A 16,922-nucleotide genomic window follows, 5' to 3' on the forward strand; every position below is an offset into this window, starting at 1 on the left:
GTTACCCCTCCCGTGCCGGTCTTCCCGATCCCCCCAGATCCCCTCCCGGAAGTCCCGACGCACCATACGACCCGCGTCGCGGCCGCAGGGTTGCACCCCGGTCCACAGATTTACCTTTCCGTTACCAAACGCCTACCCAAGGTGCCGGTGAATCACCACAGAAGTAGCGTTTCCGGCATGAGCGAATCTTCATTCCAGGACGACGTGCTCCACGAGCTCGGCGACGACAAGCTGACCGAGATCGCCGGACTGCTCGGCACCGACACCGCCGGCGCCCGTTCGACCGTGACGGAGACCGTCGGCGCCATGACCGGCGACCTCCGGCAGAAGGCCGACGCCGATGACGACGACGGGGCGGAGGTGCGCCAGGCCTTCGCGGAGGTCTCCGAACCCCCGCTGCAGGGCGTGGCCACCCTCGGCGGCGTCGGCGGGATGCTGGGCGGCGGCATGATGGCCGGGGTGCTCGCCAAGGTGGCCAAGCCCGTGGCCAACGCGGTGGCGAAGAAGACGGGCCTGCCCGCCCCGACCGTCAGCCGGGTGATCGAGATGCTGATCCCGGTGATCCTGGCGGTCTTCGCCAAGCGCGCCGCGGCCGGCAAGGGCGGCGCGGGCGCTCCCGCCCCCGGTGCACCCGCCTCCGGTACGCCCGCCCCCGGAGCGGCCCCGGCCGGCGGGGGCCTCGGCGACCTGCTCGGGCAGATCCTGGGCGGCGGCAGGAAGTAGCGGACTATCCTCGGGCGCCATGGACACGCCCGAGGCACCGGCGGTGCGGCTGCGCGATCCCGAACCCGGCGAGCTGGGCTGGATCGTGCAGCGGCACGGAGCGCTCTACGCCGCCGAGTACGGCTGGAACGCCGCGTTCGAGGGCCTGGTGGCCCGGGTCGTCGCGGACTTCGCCGAGGACCACGACCCGTATCTGGAGCGGGTCTGGATCGCGGAGCTGGACGGCTCGCCGGCCGGCTCGGTGATGTGCGTACGGGAGGACGGCGCCCCCGGCACGGCCCGGCTGCGGCTGCTCCTGGTGGACCCGGCGGGCCGGGGCCGCGGGATCGGCAGCCGCCTGGTCGCCGCGGCCGTCGGCTTCGCCCGCTCGGTCGGCTACCGCGAGCTGGTGCTGCGGACCCACGGCGTCCCGCACGAGACCCGCTCCCTGTACCTGCGCGCGGGCTTCACCCTGGTGCGCGAACGCCCGCAGCGCGCGTACGGGGCCGTCCTCACGGGGCAGGACTGGCGGCTGCCGCTGCAGGAGGGCGCGCCGCACTGACGCCCGAACCGACCCCAGTGCGGTTCCGGGCCGCCGACGCGCCCCCCAGCGAGGTCAGCGCCACTCCGCCGACCAGGAGGGCGGCCGCGAGCCAGCGGAGCCCCGAGACGGACTCCCCCAGCACCAGGGCCGCCGAGGACATCCCGAAGACCGGGACGAGCAGGGAGAACGGCGCCACCGACGAGGCCGGGTAGCGGCGCAGCAGGTACCCCCAGGCGCCGAAGCCGAAGACCGTGGACACCCAGGCGACGTACCCGATGACCGCGGCCCCCGACCAGTCCAGGGCGCGCAGTGCGGCCAGGTCCCGCTCGGGGCCCTCCACCAGCAGCGAGAGCGCGAACAGCGGGAGCACGGGGACGGTGCACACCCACACCATGAAGTTCAACGCGTCGGGCGGGGCGGCCCGGCGGGTCAGGACGTTGGAGACGCCCCAGCAGGCCGCGGCCGCGACGACCAGCGCGAAGCCGAGGACCGGCCCCGAGGTCCCCCCGTCGGCGGCTGCCACGGCGATCCCCCCGAGCGCGACGGCCATGCCCAGCAGCCGCAGGGGGCCGGGCCGTTCGCGCAGTACGAGCGCGGCGAGGCCCGCGGTGAAGACGGCCTGGACCTGGAGCACGAGGGAGGACAGTCCGGCCGGCATCCCGGCGGCCATCCCGGTGAACAGCAGCCCGAACTTGGCGATGCCGAGGACCGCCCCGACCGCGAGGATCCACTTCCAGGCGACCGTGGGCCGCCCGACGAGGAACACGGCGGGCAGGGCGGCGGCGAGGAAGCGCAGGGCGGACAGCAGCAGCGGCGGGAAGTGGCCGAGCCCGATCTCGATGACGACGAAGTTGAATCCCCAGACGGCGGCGACGAGCACGGCGAGTGCGGTGTGTACGGGACGCATGCTCCGAGCATCGACCCTCGGACCATGTAGCACCAGCGCAGATCTCTTCCGCTCGGGATGAAGCATTGCTTACGCATGGCGCGGGTGCCACGATGGATCCGTGCTCGATCTCTCCCGGCTGCGCGCCCTGCACGCCGTCTCCGTCCACGGTTCGGTCGCGGGCGCGGCGGCCGCCCTCGGCTACACCCCCTCCGCGGTCTCGCAGCAGATCGCCAAACTGGAGCGGGAGACCCGCACCACGCTGCTGGAGCGCCGGGGCCGCGGGGTGGCCCTCACCGATGAGGCGCGCCATCTGGCGGGCACCGCACAGGAGTTGCTCGCCATCGTGGAACGCGCCGAGACCACCCTGGAGGAGCGCCGCGGGCAGCCGAGCGGGCTTCTGACGGTGGCGGCCTTCGCCTCGGCCGCCCGCGGGCTGCTGCCGGGGGTCCTCGCCGAACTGGCGGACCGCCATCCGGCGCTGGACGTACGGCTCACGGAGGTGGACCCGCACCTGTCCGTGGACCTGGTGGCCCGGGGCGTCACCGACCTCGCGGTGGCGCACGACTGGGACATCGCCCCGCTGCCCGCGCCCGAGGGGGTGGAGCAGGCCGTGATCGGGGAGGACCTGTGCGACCTGGTGGTGCCGGCCGGGCACCCCTTCACCGCCCGGCGGGTGGTGCGCCGCACCGACCTGGCGGGGCAGCGGTGGGTGTGCCAGCCGCCCGGCCGGGTCTGCCACGACTGGCTGGTGCGGACCCTGCGCACGGCCGGCCTCGAACCCGACATCGCCCACGTCGCCGAGGAGAACCACACCATCGTGGCCCTGGTGGCCGCCGGCCTCGGCGTGGCGGTGGTGCCCCGGCTGGGTACCGGCGCGCTGCCGGCGGGGGCGGTCGCCGTCCGTCTGGAGCCGGGGCCGGTGCGGCGGCTGTACGCCCTGTGGCGCACCGGGGCCGCCCGCCGCCCCGCGATCACCGAGGCGGTACGGGTCCTGCAGGCGCGCTGGGCCGCCTCGGCGCCGCCGGGGCGGGGAGCCCCGTCCGGGGGACCTCCCGAGTGTCCCTGAGGCCCGGGGCCCGGGGCGGCAGTAGGGTCCGGCGCGTGCCGAACCACGCCTCCCGCCGGACCCTGTTCACCGCGGCCGCCCTGGCCGCCGTATCGGCCGCCGGGGCCGCCTCCGCCGCCGTGGGGGGCCACCGCGCCCCTGTCGACGACCCGTCGGGCGCCGGCCGGGACCCCGCCGCCGGCGGTCCGGGCCGGCGCGTCGACCGGGCCCGGCTGCGCCGGCTGGTGGACGGGATGAGCCCGGCCGAGCAGGTCGGGCAGCTCTTCGTCTCCCGTCTGTACGGCCACTCGGCGACCGACCCCGATCCGGCCGAAGCCGAGAAGAACCTGGCGGCGTTCGGCGTGCGCACCGGCGCCGAACTGGTCTCCCGCTACCACCTCGGCGGGGTCATCTACTTCGCCTGGGCGGCCAACACCCGTGACCCGCACCAGATCGCCGGGCTCTCGGCCGGCCTGCAGCAGGCCGCCCTGGCCGCCGGACCGCGCGTCCCGCTGCTGGTCTCCACCGACCAGGAGCACGGCATCATCGCCCGGATCGGCAAGCCCGCCACCCTGTTCCCGGGGGCGATGGCGCTGGGCGCCGGGCACCGCGGGAGCGGTTCCACCGCCGAGGCCCGCCGGGCCGCGCGCATCGCCGGGGCCGAGTTGGCCGCCATGGGGATCCGGCAGGACTACGCACCGGTGGCCGACGTCAACGTCGACCCGGCCAACCCGGTCATCGGCGTGCGCTCCTTCGGCTCGGACCCGCGTGCGGTGGCGGAACTGGTGGCCGCGCAGGTCCGCGGCTACCAGGGCGCGGGGGTGGCCGCCACCGCCAAGCACTTCCCCGGCCACGGGGACACCGCGACCGACAGCCACGTCGGCCTGCCGGTGATGCGGCACAGCCGTGCGCTGTGGGAGGAATGGGACGAGCCGCCCTTCCGGGCAGCCGTGGAGGCGGGCGTGGACGCCGTCATGACGGCGCACATCGTCTTCCCGGCCCTGGACCCCTCGGGGGACCCGGCGACGCTCTCCCGGCCGATCGTGACGGGCATCCTGCGCGAACGCCTGGGCTTCCGGGGGGTGGTGGTCACCGACGCCCTCGACATGGCCGGAGTCCGGCAGAAGTACGGGGACGAGCGGGTGCCGGTGCTGGCGCTGAAGGCGGGCTGCGACCAGCTGCTGAACCCGCCGGACCTGCCGCTGGCGCACCGCAGCGTGCTGGCCGCGCTCGCATCGGGCGAGCTGACGCAGGAGCGGATCGCGGAGTCGGTGCTGCGGATTCTCGAACTGAAGGCCCGGCGCGGCCTGTTCGACGCCGGTCCGTCCACCGCGCAGGGGGTGGACGGGGCGGTCGGGATTCCGGAGCACCTGGCGGCGGCCCAGGAGATCGCGGCGGGCACGACGACCCTGCTGGCCAATCCGGTGGGGCTGCTCCCGCTGGACGCGGCGGCCCGTCCCCGGCTGCTGGTCACCGGGACCGACCCGGTCTCCCCCAGTGGCACCACGGGCCCCCCGACGGCCGTCCTGGCCCGCGAGCTGACCTCCCTGGGCTGCCGGGCCTCGGCGGCCCCGCCCGAGCGCGCGGTGGCCGCGGCGGCCGGCCACGCGGCGGTGCTGGTGTGCACGTACAACGTCCCCGAGGGGGAGAGTCCGCAGCGCACGCTGGTCACGGAGCTGCTCGCCACCGGGGTTCCGGTGGTCGTGGTCGCGGTCCGCAACCCGTACGACCCGGCCCGGCTGCCGCCGTGCGCGGCGGAGCTGGCGACGTACTCCTGGACGGATGTGGAGATGCGGGCGGCGGCCCGGGTGCTGACCGGGGAGCGGCGGCCTTCCGGACGCCTCCCGGTGCCCGTCCCGGGCCGCTACCCGCTGGGCCACGGGCTGGCGTACTAGGCCCTGCCCGGCTGCGGGCCCGGCTGCGGGTCCGGCTGCGCGTCCGGCTGCGGGTCCGGCTGCGGGCCGGGCCGGATCCCCGGAGGGACGGCCCGGCCCGCGGCCGCGCGGGGCTACGGCCGCAGCTGCGGCTCGCGCTCCAGGACGGGCTGGTCGAGCACCGCGTCCGGCGCCGCCAGCGGCGCGGCCCGGCCGGCGTCGGCGAGCGCGGCGGCCGGGGCGACCCCGGCCCACTGGAGGATCTTCGCGGTGGCGAGGGCCTTCTCGCCGTCGAGGAGCTGGGCGACGTTGGCCCCGTGGTTGGCGCCCGGGGCGATCATCACGTAGCTGTCGCGGACCCCGTAGCCGAGGCGGAACGGCTCGGCGCCCCACGGGTCGTTCTGCCCGTACACGAACAGCATCTGGTGCGCATTGCCGCGCACCCAGCTGTCGACGTCCTTCATGGCTCCCGGCTGGAAGGCCATGGGGATGTCACGCGGCACGAAGTTGCGCGGCGGCTGGTAGCCGTAGCGGCTCAGGCCCTTCAGGTGGGGCTGCTTGATGTCCGGGGAGCCCAGCTGGGTGCCCGCCTGGTAGTAGTACGGGGTGTACGTCGACAGGCCCTGGTCGGCGTAGGCGGAGAAGCCGGAGATCGCGTCGACCGTGTCCCAGATCTCCTGGTCGCTGGCGGTGGCGGCGGTCGGGACGGCGGCGCAATCGGCGACCAGGCTGTACTGCCAGAAGGCCCACGCGTAGTCGAGCACGACGGCCTCGTAGGCCTTGTCCAGATTGCCGACGGTGGTGAAGGTCCAGCCGTTCTCCGCGGCGGCGAGGGCGTACTTGGCCTCCAGCGGCTCGCGGCGCACGAGCGCCTCGCGCTGGACCGCGTTCAGCTTGTCGCGGCACTCCTTGGTGCCGACCTTGGCGAAGAAGCGGTCGTAGGCCGAGTCCTCGTTGTTGACGACGTCGTTGGGCGCGACGTACGCGACGACGCCGTCCATGTCGCGCGGGTAGAAGCGCTCGTAGTACGTGGCGGTCATGCCGCCCTTGCTGCCGCCCGTCGCCAGCCAGTTCTTGGTGTAGATCTTCTTCAGGGCGGTGAAGATGCGGTGCTGGTCGCTGGCGGCCTGCCAGATGTCCAGGTTCGCCCAGTTGGCCGGGTCGGGCCGGGAGGGCGTGAAGAATCGATACTCCATGGACACCTGGTTGCCGTCGACGATGGTCGTCGGCTCACTGCGGCGCGGACTGGTGTTGACGTTGTAGCCGGAGGTGAAGAACACCGTGGGCCGCGAGACGTCCTTGTGCAGCAGGGTCAGGCGCTGCTTGAAGGTGCCCTTGGCGGGCTGCCGGTGGTCGACCGGCTGCTCGTAGTTCAGTACGAAGAAGCGGTAGCCGGGGTACGGCTTCTCCTCGATCAGGCTCATTCCGGGAATGCCGAGGATCTGGTCCTTGATGTCCGCGGCGGCCGCCGGCCCTGCGGCGGTGGCCGCTTGTGCAGTGGCACCCGCCGCGCCCATGGTGCCGATCAGCACCATGAGCGACAGCAGCCATCCGAGCGTCTTGCGCATGCACCCTCCCCTTGAGTTCACTTCGGTCGCGGTGAACCTAGCCGGGCCAATGCACCGCTGGAAAGACCCCGTTGGGCCGGTCCGTCAGCACAGGATCCAGCCGGAATCAGCCGATCCGCCGCCCACGCCGCCCTTTACATACACACATCGGTTGATCGCACCGACGACGACAGGCCCGGCATAACGGGTGAACCGCCCGGCATCCCGAACGGGCACCCCGCCCCGCGGTTGCACGCTCACGGCCATCGGCCGCCGCGCCCCGGGCACCCGGGCCACCGTCACCGCGCAGACCTGGGTGCGGCTCTTGTACACCCGCACCTCGCCCTCGTCCGGCACCAGCCGCAGGGCTTTGACCAGCCGTCCTGCACACCCCCCGGTCGCGGCCTGCGCGGGCGGCGCCGCCAGCAGGCCGCCGGCCACCAGCCACAGCGCCGCGGCGAACACCCCCAGGACCGCGAACCGCCGGCCGCGCCCCGCCCACCCCTGCATCACCCTGTCCCCCGATCAGCCGCCCGTACGACAGGCGTACGTCCGTACGACGCCTGTGCCCGCCCGAAGGTTGCGGCGGGGCCGCCTCCCCCGTACGAGTGCATCCGCAACTCGGCAGCGGCGGAACGGGAGTTCACGTTCCCGGCGGACATTACTCTAGGTGACGGACCCCGGTCTCACCGTAGCCGTGGCCATAGCCGCATGCACAGCCGTAGCCGTGAAAGGCCTGCCATGACGAACGACCTGCTCGACCGCAAGCTGGAGCGCTCCTTCCGCCGTTTCGACGCCGACGGAAGCGGTGTGATCGACGCCGACGACATCTTCGCGCTCGGCTCCCGGCTGCTGACCGCCCTGGCCGAGCCCGCCGACTCGCCCAGGGCGGACGCGGTGATGAGCGGGATCGCGAACTACTGGCAGGACCTGTTCACCGAGCTGGACATCGACCGGGACGGCAAGGTGACGCCCGAGGAGTACAAGCTCGGCATGACCCGCCTGTACGCGCAGGGCGGGCCGGCCTACGACCGCTCGTTCCGGCCGATGATGAAGGCGCTGCTGACGGTCGTCGACACCGACGGCGACGGGGTGGTCAGCCCGGAGGAGTTCCACAAGGCGCAGGAGGCCTTCGACACGAGCCTGAGCCCCGCCGACGCCGAAGCGCTGTTCCGGCGCATCGACGCCGACGGGGACGGCACCCTGACCCTGGACGAACTGCTGGTCGCGGTGCGGGAGTACTACACGGGCACCGACGAGGACGCCCCGGGCAACCTGCTGTTCGGCGAGCTCTGAGGCACCCCGCGGGCCGCGCCCCTCAGGCGGCGGCCCGCTCGTCCTCCCCGGCGAAGGTGCGCCACAGCTCGGCGTACCGGCCGCCGCGGGCCAGGAGTTCGGCGTGCGTGCCGTCCTCCACGACCCGGCCGCGGTCCATGACCACGACCCGGTCCGCGCGGGCGGCGGTGGTCAGCCGGTGGGCGACCACCAGGGTGGTCCGCTTCCCCGCGAGCCGGTCGGTGGCCTGGTTGACCTGCGCTTCGGTGGCGAGGTCGAGGGCGGCGGTGGCCTCGTCGAGGAGCAGCACGTCCGGGTCGACGAGTTCGGCCCGGGCCAGGGCTATCAGCTGGCGCTGCCCGGCGGAGAGGTTGCGGCCGCGCTCGGTGACGGCGTGCAGGTATCCCCCGTCGAGGGTGGCGACCATGTCGTGGGCGCCGACCGCGCGGGCGGCGGCCTCCACTTCGGCGTCGCTCGCCCCGGGCCGCCCGTAGGCGATGGCGTCGCGGACGGTCCCGGGGAAGAGGTACGGCTCCTGGGGGACCACGCCGAGCCGGTGCCGGTACCCCGTCAGGTCGAGTTCCCGCAGGTCGGCGCCGTCGGCCGTGACCCGGCCGGAGGTCGGGTCGTAGAACCGGGCCACCATCTTGACGAGCGTGGACTTGCCCGCCCCGGTCTCCCCGACGAAGGCGACGGTCTGTCCGGCGGGTATCCGCAGGCTGATGCCCGCCAGCGCCTCCCCCTTCTCACCCCGCTCCTCGGCGGTCCCGTACTGGAAGCGGACGTCCTCGAAGGCGATCTCACCGCGCAGCCGCGCCACCGCGCGGGGGTCGGCGGCCTGCGGAGTGGTGGTGGGTTCGCGCAGCAGGTCCTGGATCCGGCCGAGGGAGACGGTGGCCTGCTGGTATCCGTCGAAGACCTGCGAGAGCTGCTGCACCGGGGCGAAGAAGAGGTCGATGTAGAGCAGGTACGCGACCAGCGCACCGGTGGTGAGGGTGGCGGCCTCCACCCGGCCCGCACCGACGATCAGCACGGCGGCGGCCGCCGCCGAGGAGAGCAGCTGGACGAAGGGGAAGTAGACCGATATCAGCCACTGGCCCCGGACGCGGGCCTGCCGGTAGGAGTCGCTGCGCTGCGCGAAGCGCGCGGCGCCGGCGTTCTCGCGGCGGAAGGCCTGGACGAGGCGCAGTCCGGCCACGGACTCCTGGAGGTCGGCGTTGACCAGGCTGACCCGGTCGCGGGCCAGTTCGTACGCGGCGACCGACCTGCGGCGGAAGACGATCGTGCCCACGACGAGCACGGGCAGGGTCGCAAAGACGAGCAGGGCCAGTTCCACGTCGAGGACCAGCAGGGCGACGAGGATCCCGAAGAAGGTCAGGACCGAGACGACGGCCGTGACCAGGCCGGTCTGCAGGAAGCTGGACAGCGAGTCCACGTCGGTGGTCATCCGGGTCATGATCTTGCCGGTGAGCTCGCGCTCGTAGTAGTCCAGGCCCAGCCGCTGGAGCTGGGCGAAGATCTTGACGCGCAGGGCGTACAGCACGCGCTCGCCGGTGCGCCCGGTCATCCGGGTCTCCGCGAACTGCGCGGCCCACTGGGCGAGGACCACCGCGAGGGCGAGCCCGGCGGCCACCCACACGGCGCCGAGGGCGGCCTGCTGCACGCCCTGGTCGATGCCGTGCCGGATCAGGATCGGCAGCAGCAGTCCGGAGCCCGCGTCGAGGGCGACCAGGCCGAGGCTGACCGCCAGCGGGGCCCAGAAGCCCTTCAGCAGACGGCGCAGGTTGTAGCTCTCCTCGGCGGCCGCGGCCCGCTCCTCGTCCACCTCCGGCTCGTCGTCGGCGGGCGGCAGCGCGGCCACCTGGGCCAGGAGCTGGGGCGTCGCGGGCATCCCGGCGACTGCTCCGGCCAACGAGTGGCCCGCTCCGGGCGGACCGCCGGCGGCGGAGGCGGAAGCCGCGGCCGCGGCGGGGGCGGGGTCCTCCTCGCGGCGGCGCCACAGCTCGGGGGTGACTCCGTCGGCCACGCGCCGCCTGGCGTTGACGGTCTCGCTGTCGATCTCCGCCTCAAGCTCGATGTCCCGCTCGATGTCCCGGTCGGCGTCCCCCTCCAGGTCCCGCTCGAACTCCGTCATCGCGGCGGCGTCGGGGGTGCGCGGGGAGCCCGCGCCGAGCGCGTCGGGGTCGGTGAGCAGCCTGCGGTACAGGGCGGAGCGGCGCTGCAGCTCCTCGTGCGTACCGAGGTCGGCGAGCCGGCCGTGTTCGAGTACGGCGATCCGGTCGGCGAGGGCCAGGGTGGAGCGGCGGTGGGCGATGAGCAGAGTGGTGCGGCCGGCCATGACGGCCCGCAGCGCCTCGTGGATCTCGTGCTCGACGCGGGCGTCGACGGCGGAGGTGGCGTCGTCGAGGAGCAGCAGGCGGGGGTCGGTGAGGATGGCGCGGGCGAGGGCGATGCGCTGCCGCTGGCCCCCGGAGAGGGTCAGGCCCTGCTCGCCGACCTTGGTGTCGTACCCGGCGGGCAGGGCCTCGACGAAGCCTTCGGCCTGTGCGGCGCGGGCGGCGGCCCGGACCTCGTCCTCGGTGGCCTCGGGGCGCCCGTACGCGATGTTCGCGCGGATGGTGTCCGAGAACAGGAAGGAGTCCTCGGGCACCAGCCCGATCGCGGCGCGCAGGGAGTCGTAGGTCAGCTCGCGGACGTCGTGGCCGCCTACGCGCACGGTGCCGTGGTCGGCGTCGTAGAACCGGGGCAGGAGGAGCGAGAGGGTGGACTTCCCGCTCCCGGAGGCGCCGACGACGGCGACGGTCTCGCCCTCGGCGATGCGCAGCGAGAACCCGTCGAGGACGGGGCGCGCCGGGTCGTACCCGAAGCGGACGTCGTCGAACTCGACGGTGGCGGGCGCGTCGGCCGGCAGCTCCGCGGCGCCCTCCCGGATGGCGGGCTCGGTGTCGATCAGCTCGAAGACGCGCTCGGCGCCGGCGCGGGCCTGCTGCCCGACGGTGAGGACCATGGCGAGCATGCGGACGGGGCCGACGAGCTGGGCGAGGTAGGTGGAGAAGGCCACGAAGGTGCCGAGGGTCACCTGTCCCCGGGTGGCCATCCAGCCGCCGAGGCCCAGCATGGCGACCTGCCCGAGGGCGGGGACGGCCTGCAGGGCGGGGGTGTAGCGGGAGTTCAGCCGGATGGTGCGCATCCGGCCGCCGAACAGCCTGCGGCCGGCCGCGCGGAGCTTGCCGGTCTCCTGCTCCTCCTGGCCGAAGCCCTTGACCACGCGGACGCCGGTCACGGCCCCGTCGACGACGCCGGCGACGGCGGCGGCCTGGCCCTGGGCGTACCAGGTGGCGGGGAAGAGCTTGCGGCGGCTGCGCTTGGCGATGAACCACAGCGCGGGGGCCATCAGCAGGGCGACGAGGGTGAGCAGCGGGGACAGCCACAGCATGATGCCGAGGGATATCCCGAAGAGGAGGAAGTTCCCGATGGTCATCGGGAGCATGAACAGCAGGCCCTGGATGAGCTGCAGGTCGCTGGTGGCCCGCCCGATGACCTGGCCGGTGGACAGCTCGTCCTGGCGCCGCCCGTCGAGGCGGGCGATCGTGTCGTACATGTCGGTGCGCAGGTCGTGCTGGACGTCGAGGGCGAGCCGTCCGCCGTAGTACCTGCGGATGTAGGTGAGGACGTACACGAGTACGGCGGCGCCGATGAACATCCCCGCCCAGGGGGCCATCTCCCGGGTCTTGTCGCCGACGACGTCGTCGATGATGACCTTGGTGACCAGCGGCACGAGGGCCATGACGGCCATGCCGCCCAGCGAGGAGCCGAGTGCCAGCAGCACGTTGGCCTTGTACCGCCAGGTGTAGGCGGTGAGCCTGCGGCCCCAGCCCTGTTTCTCCCCGGTCGCCGTCTCTGCCGCCGCCACGTGGTGCCTCCCCGTTCGTCCTGGTCCTGCCGCCTCCCCCAACGCGCCGACCGGCGGATTTCATCCCGCCGCAACAATCGAACGGTGTTCCGCCCCGGTCCGCGAGCCTGCCGGGGCCGTACGGGGAGGGGGCCGCGGAGCTCCGTACGGCGGCCGGTGATACTCAGGCCATGACGATCAAGGAACCCGGAACCGCCCCGCCGGCCGCTGCGACACCCCTGCTGCCGGGTCCGGCGGGGGAGGCGTGGCCGGAACCGGAACCGGAGGCCGAGGACGACCTGCTCCTGTCGGGCTGGTTCACCCCGGGCCAGGCGGTCTGAGGGGGTCCACGTCGGTCTACGGGGCGTCGAACTCGTACTCCAGCACGTAGGCGGCGGAGTCGAGCACCATCTCGTTGACCTCGACCGGCTTCCCCTCGGCGGTGCAGGCCGTACGGCAGACCAGCACCACCGGGGTCCCGGCAGCCAGCCCCAGCCGGGCCGCCTCGTCGGCGCTGGGCATCCGGGACCGGATCTCCTCGCGGAAGCGGGCCGGCCGGTGGCCCAGCTCGGCAAGGCGGGCGTAGACACCGCCGGGGCCGGTGTCGGGCTCGGTGACCGGGGTCCCGGCCACGAGGGCGGCATCGAGATAGGACGTGGCGAGCATGACGGGCTTCCCGTCGAGCAGGAACCTACGGCGGCGCACGCAGGCGGGTGCACCGGCCTCCAGCCCGAGCTGGGCGGCAAGGCCCGCCGGAAGGGCCTCCTCGGTGATGCCGAGCACCTCGACTTCGGGGTCGTGGCCCTTGCCGTCGGCAGCCCAGATGGACCCTCCGGCGCCCCACACCTCGACGGCCAGCCGCTGGATGCCGCGCCGCCGGATGCCGACCTTGAACTCCCGCACGAAGACCCCGGCGCCTTTGCGCGCCTCGGCAAGCCCCTCGGCTTGCAGGACACCGAACGCCTGGCGCGCCGTCATCCGCGCCACCCCGTACGCGCTCATGAGGTCGCTCTCCCCGGGCAGCCGGTCGCCCGGACCGTACTCTCCGGAGGCGATGGCGTCCTTCAGCGCGGCGGCGATGCGCAGGTACTTGGGCAGCCGTGCGGTGGCGTCCTCAGGCATGTGTGCTCCCGTCCATCCCGCCAGCCTAGGGGCGCACCGTCGGCGCACCTACGAGGCGCCCCCGGCCCCCATAAGGGCGAACCTGTCTAGACACCTCTTGACCCGGGCCCTTTGCACCCTTTGACTGAGCGCAGGTATCTAGATAGGTGGTCGCCATGGTCCTGCCCTCCGCCGATGAGATCTTCCTGCTTCTGCCCCGGAACACCCGCGCTCCGGGACGGGCCCGCGCACTGCTGCGGGAGCGGCTGGCCGCCTGGGAGGTCGAGGCGGAGCCCACCGCGACGGCCGAGCTGCTGCTGTCGGAGCTGGTGACCAATGCCGTCCGGCACGCCCGTGCCCCGCAGGGGCGGGACATCGGCGTCCGGCTCGCCCGCCGCGACGGCGTGCTGCGCGTCGAAGTCTCCGACGCGGGCCCGCCCGTCACACTCACGCCGCAGGTCGTGGCGGACGAGGACGAGCGGGGCCGCGGCCTCGCGATCGTCTCGGCCCTGGCCGAGCGGTGGGGCTGCTGCCCCCGCCGCCACGGCATCGGCAAGGCCGTCTGGGCCGAGGTGGCCGTCAGGGAGTAGCAGCCGGCTTCACCACGGGGGGCTCGGCCAGGGGCTTGTTCTCACAGCCCAGGGCGTCGGTCACCCGGCGGGCCATGAGGTAGGTCAAGGCGGTCTGCCGGTCACGGGCCGCCTGGTCGACGTCCGTCCGGCCGATGTTGACCGTGTAGGAGGCATCGGCGTAGAGCCACGCCGACTTCGAGCGCTCACCGAGGTCGCCAGGCAGAGTGCAGGCAATGTACATCCTGGTATGGGTGTCACTGCTTGCACCGAAGGCGTCGTTCACCGCGTAGGGGGCGCCTCCGGGCAGGGGGTTTTCAGCGCCCTGCGAGACACGGGGGGCCCACCCGAACCCGAACGTCGCGCGCTCGACGGCGGCCCTGGGTCGGAAGGCGCAGGCGTACTCCGGCAGCGTCTCCTTCTGGGGCTCCATCCCGCGGAGCTCGCCTTCCAGCGCTTCTGCAAAGCGTTCCGAGCTGCTGCTGATCTGCGTGTCGAAGTCCTCACCCCGGAGGACCTTCCGCAGGGAAGCCCCCTCTTCCGACGACGGTCGCACTTCGCACAGCGGCGCCCTCTCGGACTCGGACCCGCCTGCGCCGCACGCTGCCAGCATCACCACGGCGAGCAGGACGGCTGCGGAACGGCCTACGCGCCGGAGCCCTATCACCCTTGGCCCGCACTGCCGGGCGCCGGCTTCACCACGGGGGGCTCGGCCAGGGGCTTGTTCTCACAGCCCAGGGCGTCGGTCACCCGGCGGGCCATGAGGTAGGTCAAGGCGGTCTGCCGGTCACGGGCCGCCTGGTCGACGTCCGTCCGCGGGGGGCCGGCGGGCCGCGAAGCCTTCGCCTGGAGCCAGGCCGCCTTCGACGGCCCGCCGAGTTCGCCGGGCATCTCGCAGGTGACGAGCATGGCCGTATCGGTGTCGTTGGCCTGCCCGTGGGCACCGCCCGCCGTTTGGAACGGCACGGCGTCGGGCAGGGGCTGCTCCGCCTCCGTCGACGTACGCGAGACCCAGCGGAAGCTGAAGGTCACCCGGTCACCGCCGTTCTGTCCCGCCGCCCACAGGGCGCAGGTCTGCTTCGGCGACGTCCGCCCGGCCGGGCTCATCCCGGGCAACGCGCTCCGCAGCGTTGTCGCCACGTCGTCCGTGCTGTTGTAGACCAGCGCCTCGAACTCCTGCGCACCGAGGATCTCCTTCAGCAGGACGCCTTCCTCCGAGGAGGCGCTGACCCCGCACGGCTGCCCGCTCTTCGCCTCAGGCTCCCCGGAGGAGCACGAGGCCAGCATCACCACGGCGAGCAGGGCAGTCGCCGATGGCACGAACGCCTTGAGCACGTTACGGCCGCAGGTGCGCACGGGCAGCCTCCCGACCAGCGGAATACGCATCGCCGGCCCCGTCCTTGGCGTGCTCGAACGCAGGGTTCCCGCCCATCTTTCGCTCATCTCTCCATGCATCCAAGAGTTCGTTGGTCCCGTCCATGCCCGCCGCGTAATTCGTGCTGGAATCCTGCTTGCTCTGCTCCTCGGCCGCGTCCTTGACGCCCTCGACCCAGTCGTACTTGCCTGCATCGATCAACGACCCTCCGATCGTGCTCACGACCGGGATCTCGCCGATGAGCCCGTTCACTCCGGCTGCCGTGTACTCAGCCGTACCCTCCGCCCACTTGACCTGGTCGTCTTCCTTGTCCTTGTACACGTCGGCCCCGATGCCGTTGAGGGCGCCCGTTGCCGCTCCGATGTCATGGGCACGGTTGTCCCAGTCGACACCGGCCTTCTGGGGGTCGGCCTCGTAGCGGTCAGCCGTCACGAGTTGTTCCGCCGAGTACACCTGCTCCGCCATCACCAGCAAGCCGTACGACGGGCCGTCGTCCGCAATGCCGCGCATGACCCGGATCAGGCTGCCCTGGCCCACCGCGATCTGTGCGTTGTCCCCCGCACCATGGATGGAGTCGTTGCCCTTGATGCCACCCAGGTCGGAGTTCTGGCCGCCGAGGATGACGTGCGTGTCCTCCACGTAGTCGACCAGCGCCTTCGCCATCGGCTGGCGCAGGCCCTCCAGGTCCTCGGGGAACTTGTCCCCGCCCATCTCGTCGTCCAGCATGCGGATCGCGTGGTGCATCACGCGGGCCTGGCCCTCGGTGTGGGGGCCGGGCGGGCCGAGCTTCTCGCCGTCCGTGTGGCCGGTCGCCGCCGCCTGGAGGGCGGCGCCCAGGCCGGCCGTTTTGTCGCCGTCCATCTCGATCGGCGGGCCGACGGCGGTCGAGATCCACGGGTCCGGCATGTCGCGGTCGTTGAGCAGGTACTTCAGGTGCTCGTTCTTGTTCCCGGGCGCCTCGGGGTCGAGGAAGTACGTCGCCGAGTCCGGGTCCTTGGCCATGATGCCCAGCAGGCCGTCCAGCGGGTCCGAGACCAGGTTCGGGCGCTGGGAGTCGTAGGCGTGGTCGTACATGTGCGGCTTCGACTTCTCGGCCTCGATCATGCCGTCGCCGAGGTCGTTGAGGAACTGCTTGCCGTAGCCGCCGCCGTTTGCCATCAGCGTGACCAGCGACTGGTAGCCGTACGTCGGCCGCAGGCCCTTGGCGACCAGCTCGGGGCCCTGCTCCTTGAGCCCGTTGACGAAGGGCTTGTAGGCGTAGCTCTCCGGGTCCTTGGTGCCCGAGGCGATCGTGCCGGCGAGGCCGGAGTTGATCGACTCGTAGAGCTTCTTCTCCGCTGCCGACGCACCGCGGTCGTTGGACGCCAGGTTCATCTGGTCGGCGAGGTGCAGGGTGTCCTTCGCGCCCAGGGAGTGCAGGTATGCCTCGCTGAAGTGCGGGTCGCCGCTGTTCTGGCGCAGCAGCTCGTCGTAGTGCTTCAGCTCCTCGGGGGAGGCGTCACCCGAGCGGATCTTGTGGGTGAGGGCCAGCGCTTCCACGGCCTCGACGTCGTTCACGGGCTTGGAGTTGAAGCCGAACATGGAGGTCCCGTCCGCGCCCGAGGCGTTGAGCAGGGCCGTCTTGACGTCCTCGTCGAACTCGGTGACCACCTTCACCGTGTCGGCGATCCGGCGGGTCCAGGACCGCTCGACCTCCGGGAGGTCGGGGTCGTGGCGGATCGCGTTCACCGAGGCGGGGTCGGCCTTGCTGAAGTCGTAGCTCGCGATGCCCGCGTCGGAGACCTTCATGCCGGCCTTGACGGCGTCCGCGACGGCGGAGGTCACCCGCCCCTTCAGCTCCGTGAACCGGGCGTGCGCGTCGCGCAGCAGCGACTCCATCGCCAGCGCCTCGGTCTGGGCCGCGTCGAACTCGCCGCGGGTCATGGCGGAGTTGCTGCTCGCGGTGGTTGCGCTGCTGCCGATCCAGCCGTTGCCCTTGGAGACGCTCTGGACCTCCTTCTCGTACACGTCCTCCATCGTCTTGAACTTCGCGGCCATCGATTTCCAGCCGTCGGCGGCCGTGGTCAGCGCGGAGAGGTCCGTCTGCATGATCTCTTGGTAGCTCGGCAC

The 16,922-nt window shown here is 72.8% G+C and carries 14 protein-coding genes and 1 pseudogene; 7 read left to right on the forward strand and 8 right to left on the reverse strand.

Annotation, left to right across the window (positions count from 1 at the left end):
- The first annotated feature begins 177 nt into the window (after positions 1–177).
- Both ACLJTM_RS23115 and ACLJTM_RS23120 read left to right on the forward strand, forming a co-directional pair.
- A complete protein-coding gene (locus ACLJTM_RS23115; RefSeq protein ID WP_411105589.1) occupies positions 178–723 on the forward strand; it encodes a DUF937 domain-containing protein in 546 nt (181 codons plus the stop codon).
- 43 nt (positions 724–766) lie between these two features.
- A pseudogene (locus tag ACLJTM_RS23120) lies at positions 767–1,264 on the forward strand (GNAT family N-acetyltransferase); the annotation flags it as partial.
- Here the strand turns inward: ACLJTM_RS23120 and ACLJTM_RS23125 are convergent.
- Complete coding sequence (locus ACLJTM_RS23125) at positions 1,215–2,153, reverse strand: EamA family transporter (protein ID WP_411105590.1); 939 nt, start codon at positions 2,151–2,153, stop codon at positions 1,215–1,217. The pseudogene ACLJTM_RS23120 and the gene ACLJTM_RS23125 overlap by 50 nt on opposite strands.
- Before the next feature lie 100 nt (positions 2,154–2,253).
- Here ACLJTM_RS23125 and ACLJTM_RS23130 point away from each other — a divergent pair, with 100 nt between their 5' ends.
- A complete protein-coding gene (locus ACLJTM_RS23130; protein ID WP_411105591.1) occupies positions 2,254–3,201 on the forward strand; it encodes a LysR family transcriptional regulator in 948 nt (315 codons plus the stop codon).
- Between the two features lie 35 nt (positions 3,202–3,236).
- Positions 3,237–5,075 (forward strand): glycoside hydrolase family 3 protein, encoded by a 1,839-nt coding sequence (locus ACLJTM_RS23135; protein ID WP_411105592.1) that lies wholly within the window; start codon positions 3,237–3,239, stop codon positions 5,073–5,075.
- A 113-nt stretch (positions 5,076–5,188) separates the two neighbouring features.
- Here the strand turns inward: ACLJTM_RS23135 and ACLJTM_RS23140 are convergent, their stop codons facing one another.
- Positions 5,189–6,622, reverse strand: a complete 1,434-nt coding sequence (locus ACLJTM_RS23140) for an aminopeptidase (protein WP_411105593.1) — start codon at positions 6,620–6,622, stop codon at positions 5,189–5,191.
- An 84-nt stretch (positions 6,623–6,706) separates the two neighbouring features.
- Positions 6,707–7,066 carry a hypothetical protein gene (locus ACLJTM_RS23145; RefSeq protein WP_411105594.1) on the reverse strand — a complete coding sequence of 120 codons (360 nt, stop codon included), beginning with the start codon at positions 7,064–7,066 and terminating at the stop codon, positions 6,707–6,709.
- 276 nt (positions 7,067–7,342) lie between these two features.
- Here ACLJTM_RS23145 and ACLJTM_RS23150 point away from each other — a divergent pair, with 276 nt between their 5' ends.
- Complete coding sequence (locus tag ACLJTM_RS23150; RefSeq protein WP_411105595.1) at positions 7,343–7,897, forward strand: EF-hand domain-containing protein; 555 nt, start codon at positions 7,343–7,345, stop codon at positions 7,895–7,897.
- Positions 7,898–7,919: 22 nt separating this feature from the next.
- Here the strand turns inward: ACLJTM_RS23150 and ACLJTM_RS23155 are convergent, their stop codons facing one another.
- Positions 7,920–11,789 (reverse strand): ABC transporter ATP-binding protein, encoded by a 3,870-nt coding sequence (locus ACLJTM_RS23155; RefSeq protein WP_411105596.1) that lies wholly within the window; start codon positions 11,787–11,789, stop codon positions 7,920–7,922.
- 170 nt (positions 11,790–11,959) lie between these two features.
- Here ACLJTM_RS23155 and ACLJTM_RS23160 point away from each other — a divergent pair, with 170 nt between their 5' ends.
- Positions 11,960–12,109: a hypothetical protein gene (locus ACLJTM_RS23160; RefSeq protein ID WP_411105597.1), complete on the forward strand. Its 150-nt coding sequence runs from the start codon at positions 11,960–11,962 to the stop codon at positions 12,107–12,109.
- A gap of 16 nt (positions 12,110–12,125) precedes the next feature.
- Here the strand turns inward: ACLJTM_RS23160 and ACLJTM_RS23165 are convergent, their stop codons facing one another.
- The gene (locus ACLJTM_RS23165) at positions 12,126–12,890 is read right to left on the reverse strand and encodes a GntR family transcriptional regulator (RefSeq protein ID WP_411105598.1); all 765 of its coding nucleotides are present in this window, start codon (positions 12,888–12,890) and stop codon (positions 12,126–12,128) included.
- Between the two features lie 155 nt (positions 12,891–13,045).
- Here ACLJTM_RS23165 and ACLJTM_RS23170 point away from each other — a divergent pair, with 155 nt between their 5' ends.
- On the forward strand, positions 13,046–13,459 hold the full coding sequence (locus ACLJTM_RS23170; protein WP_411105599.1) for an ATP-binding protein: 414 nt from the start codon (positions 13,046–13,048) through the stop codon (positions 13,457–13,459).
- Here ACLJTM_RS23170 and ACLJTM_RS23175 read toward each other — a convergent pair.
- From ACLJTM_RS23175 to ACLJTM_RS23185, 3 genes are read right to left on the reverse strand one after another with little or no spacing between them, the layout of a single operon-like run.
- Positions 13,449–14,057: a hypothetical protein gene (locus tag ACLJTM_RS23175; RefSeq protein ID WP_411105600.1), complete on the reverse strand. Its 609-nt coding sequence runs from the start codon at positions 14,055–14,057 to the stop codon at positions 13,449–13,451. The two genes, ACLJTM_RS23170 and ACLJTM_RS23175, sit on opposite strands and share 11 nt — an antisense overlap.
- A 44-nt stretch (positions 14,058–14,101) precedes the next feature.
- Positions 14,102–14,824, reverse strand: coding sequence for a hypothetical protein (locus ACLJTM_RS23180; RefSeq protein ID WP_411105807.1), 723 nt, complete (start codon positions 14,822–14,824; stop codon positions 14,102–14,104).
- Complete coding sequence (locus ACLJTM_RS23185) at positions 14,775–16,922, reverse strand: DUF6571 family protein (RefSeq protein ID WP_411105601.1); 2,148 nt, start codon at positions 16,920–16,922, stop codon at positions 14,775–14,777. Before ACLJTM_RS23185 ends, ACLJTM_RS23180 begins: the two co-directional genes overlap by 50 nt.

Origin of the sequence: Streptomyces sp. cmx-4-9, from assembly GCF_046548835.1 — a bacterium.
GTDB lineage: Bacteria > Actinomycetota > Actinomycetes > Streptomycetales > Streptomycetaceae > Streptomyces.

Coding starts and splice junctions, on each gene's coding strand:
- ACLJTM_RS23115 (WP_411105589.1), top strand. CDS start 178: ATGAGCGAATCTTCATTCCAGGACGACGTGCTCCACGAGCTCGGCGAC.
- ACLJTM_RS23125 (WP_411105590.1), bottom strand. CDS start 2,153: ATGCGTCCCGTACACACCGCACTCGCCGTGCTCGTCGCCGCCGTCTGG.
- ACLJTM_RS23140 (WP_411105593.1), bottom strand. CDS start 6,622: ATGCGCAAGACGCTCGGATGGCTGCTGTCGCTCATGGTGCTGATCGGC.
- ACLJTM_RS23150 (WP_411105595.1), top strand. CDS start 7,343: ATGACGAACGACCTGCTCGACCGCAAGCTGGAGCGCTCCTTCCGCCGT.
- ACLJTM_RS23160 (WP_411105597.1), top strand. CDS start 11,960: ATGACGATCAAGGAACCCGGAACCGCCCCGCCGGCCGCTGCGACACCC.
- ACLJTM_RS23165 (WP_411105598.1), bottom strand. CDS start 12,890: ATGCCTGAGGACGCCACCGCACGGCTGCCCAAGTACCTGCGCATCGCC.
- ACLJTM_RS23170 (WP_411105599.1), top strand. CDS start 13,046: ATGGTCCTGCCCTCCGCCGATGAGATCTTCCTGCTTCTGCCCCGGAAC.
- ACLJTM_RS23180 (WP_411105807.1), bottom strand. CDS start 14,824: ATGCGTATTCCGCTGGTCGGGAGGCTGCCCGTGCGCACCTGCGGCCGT.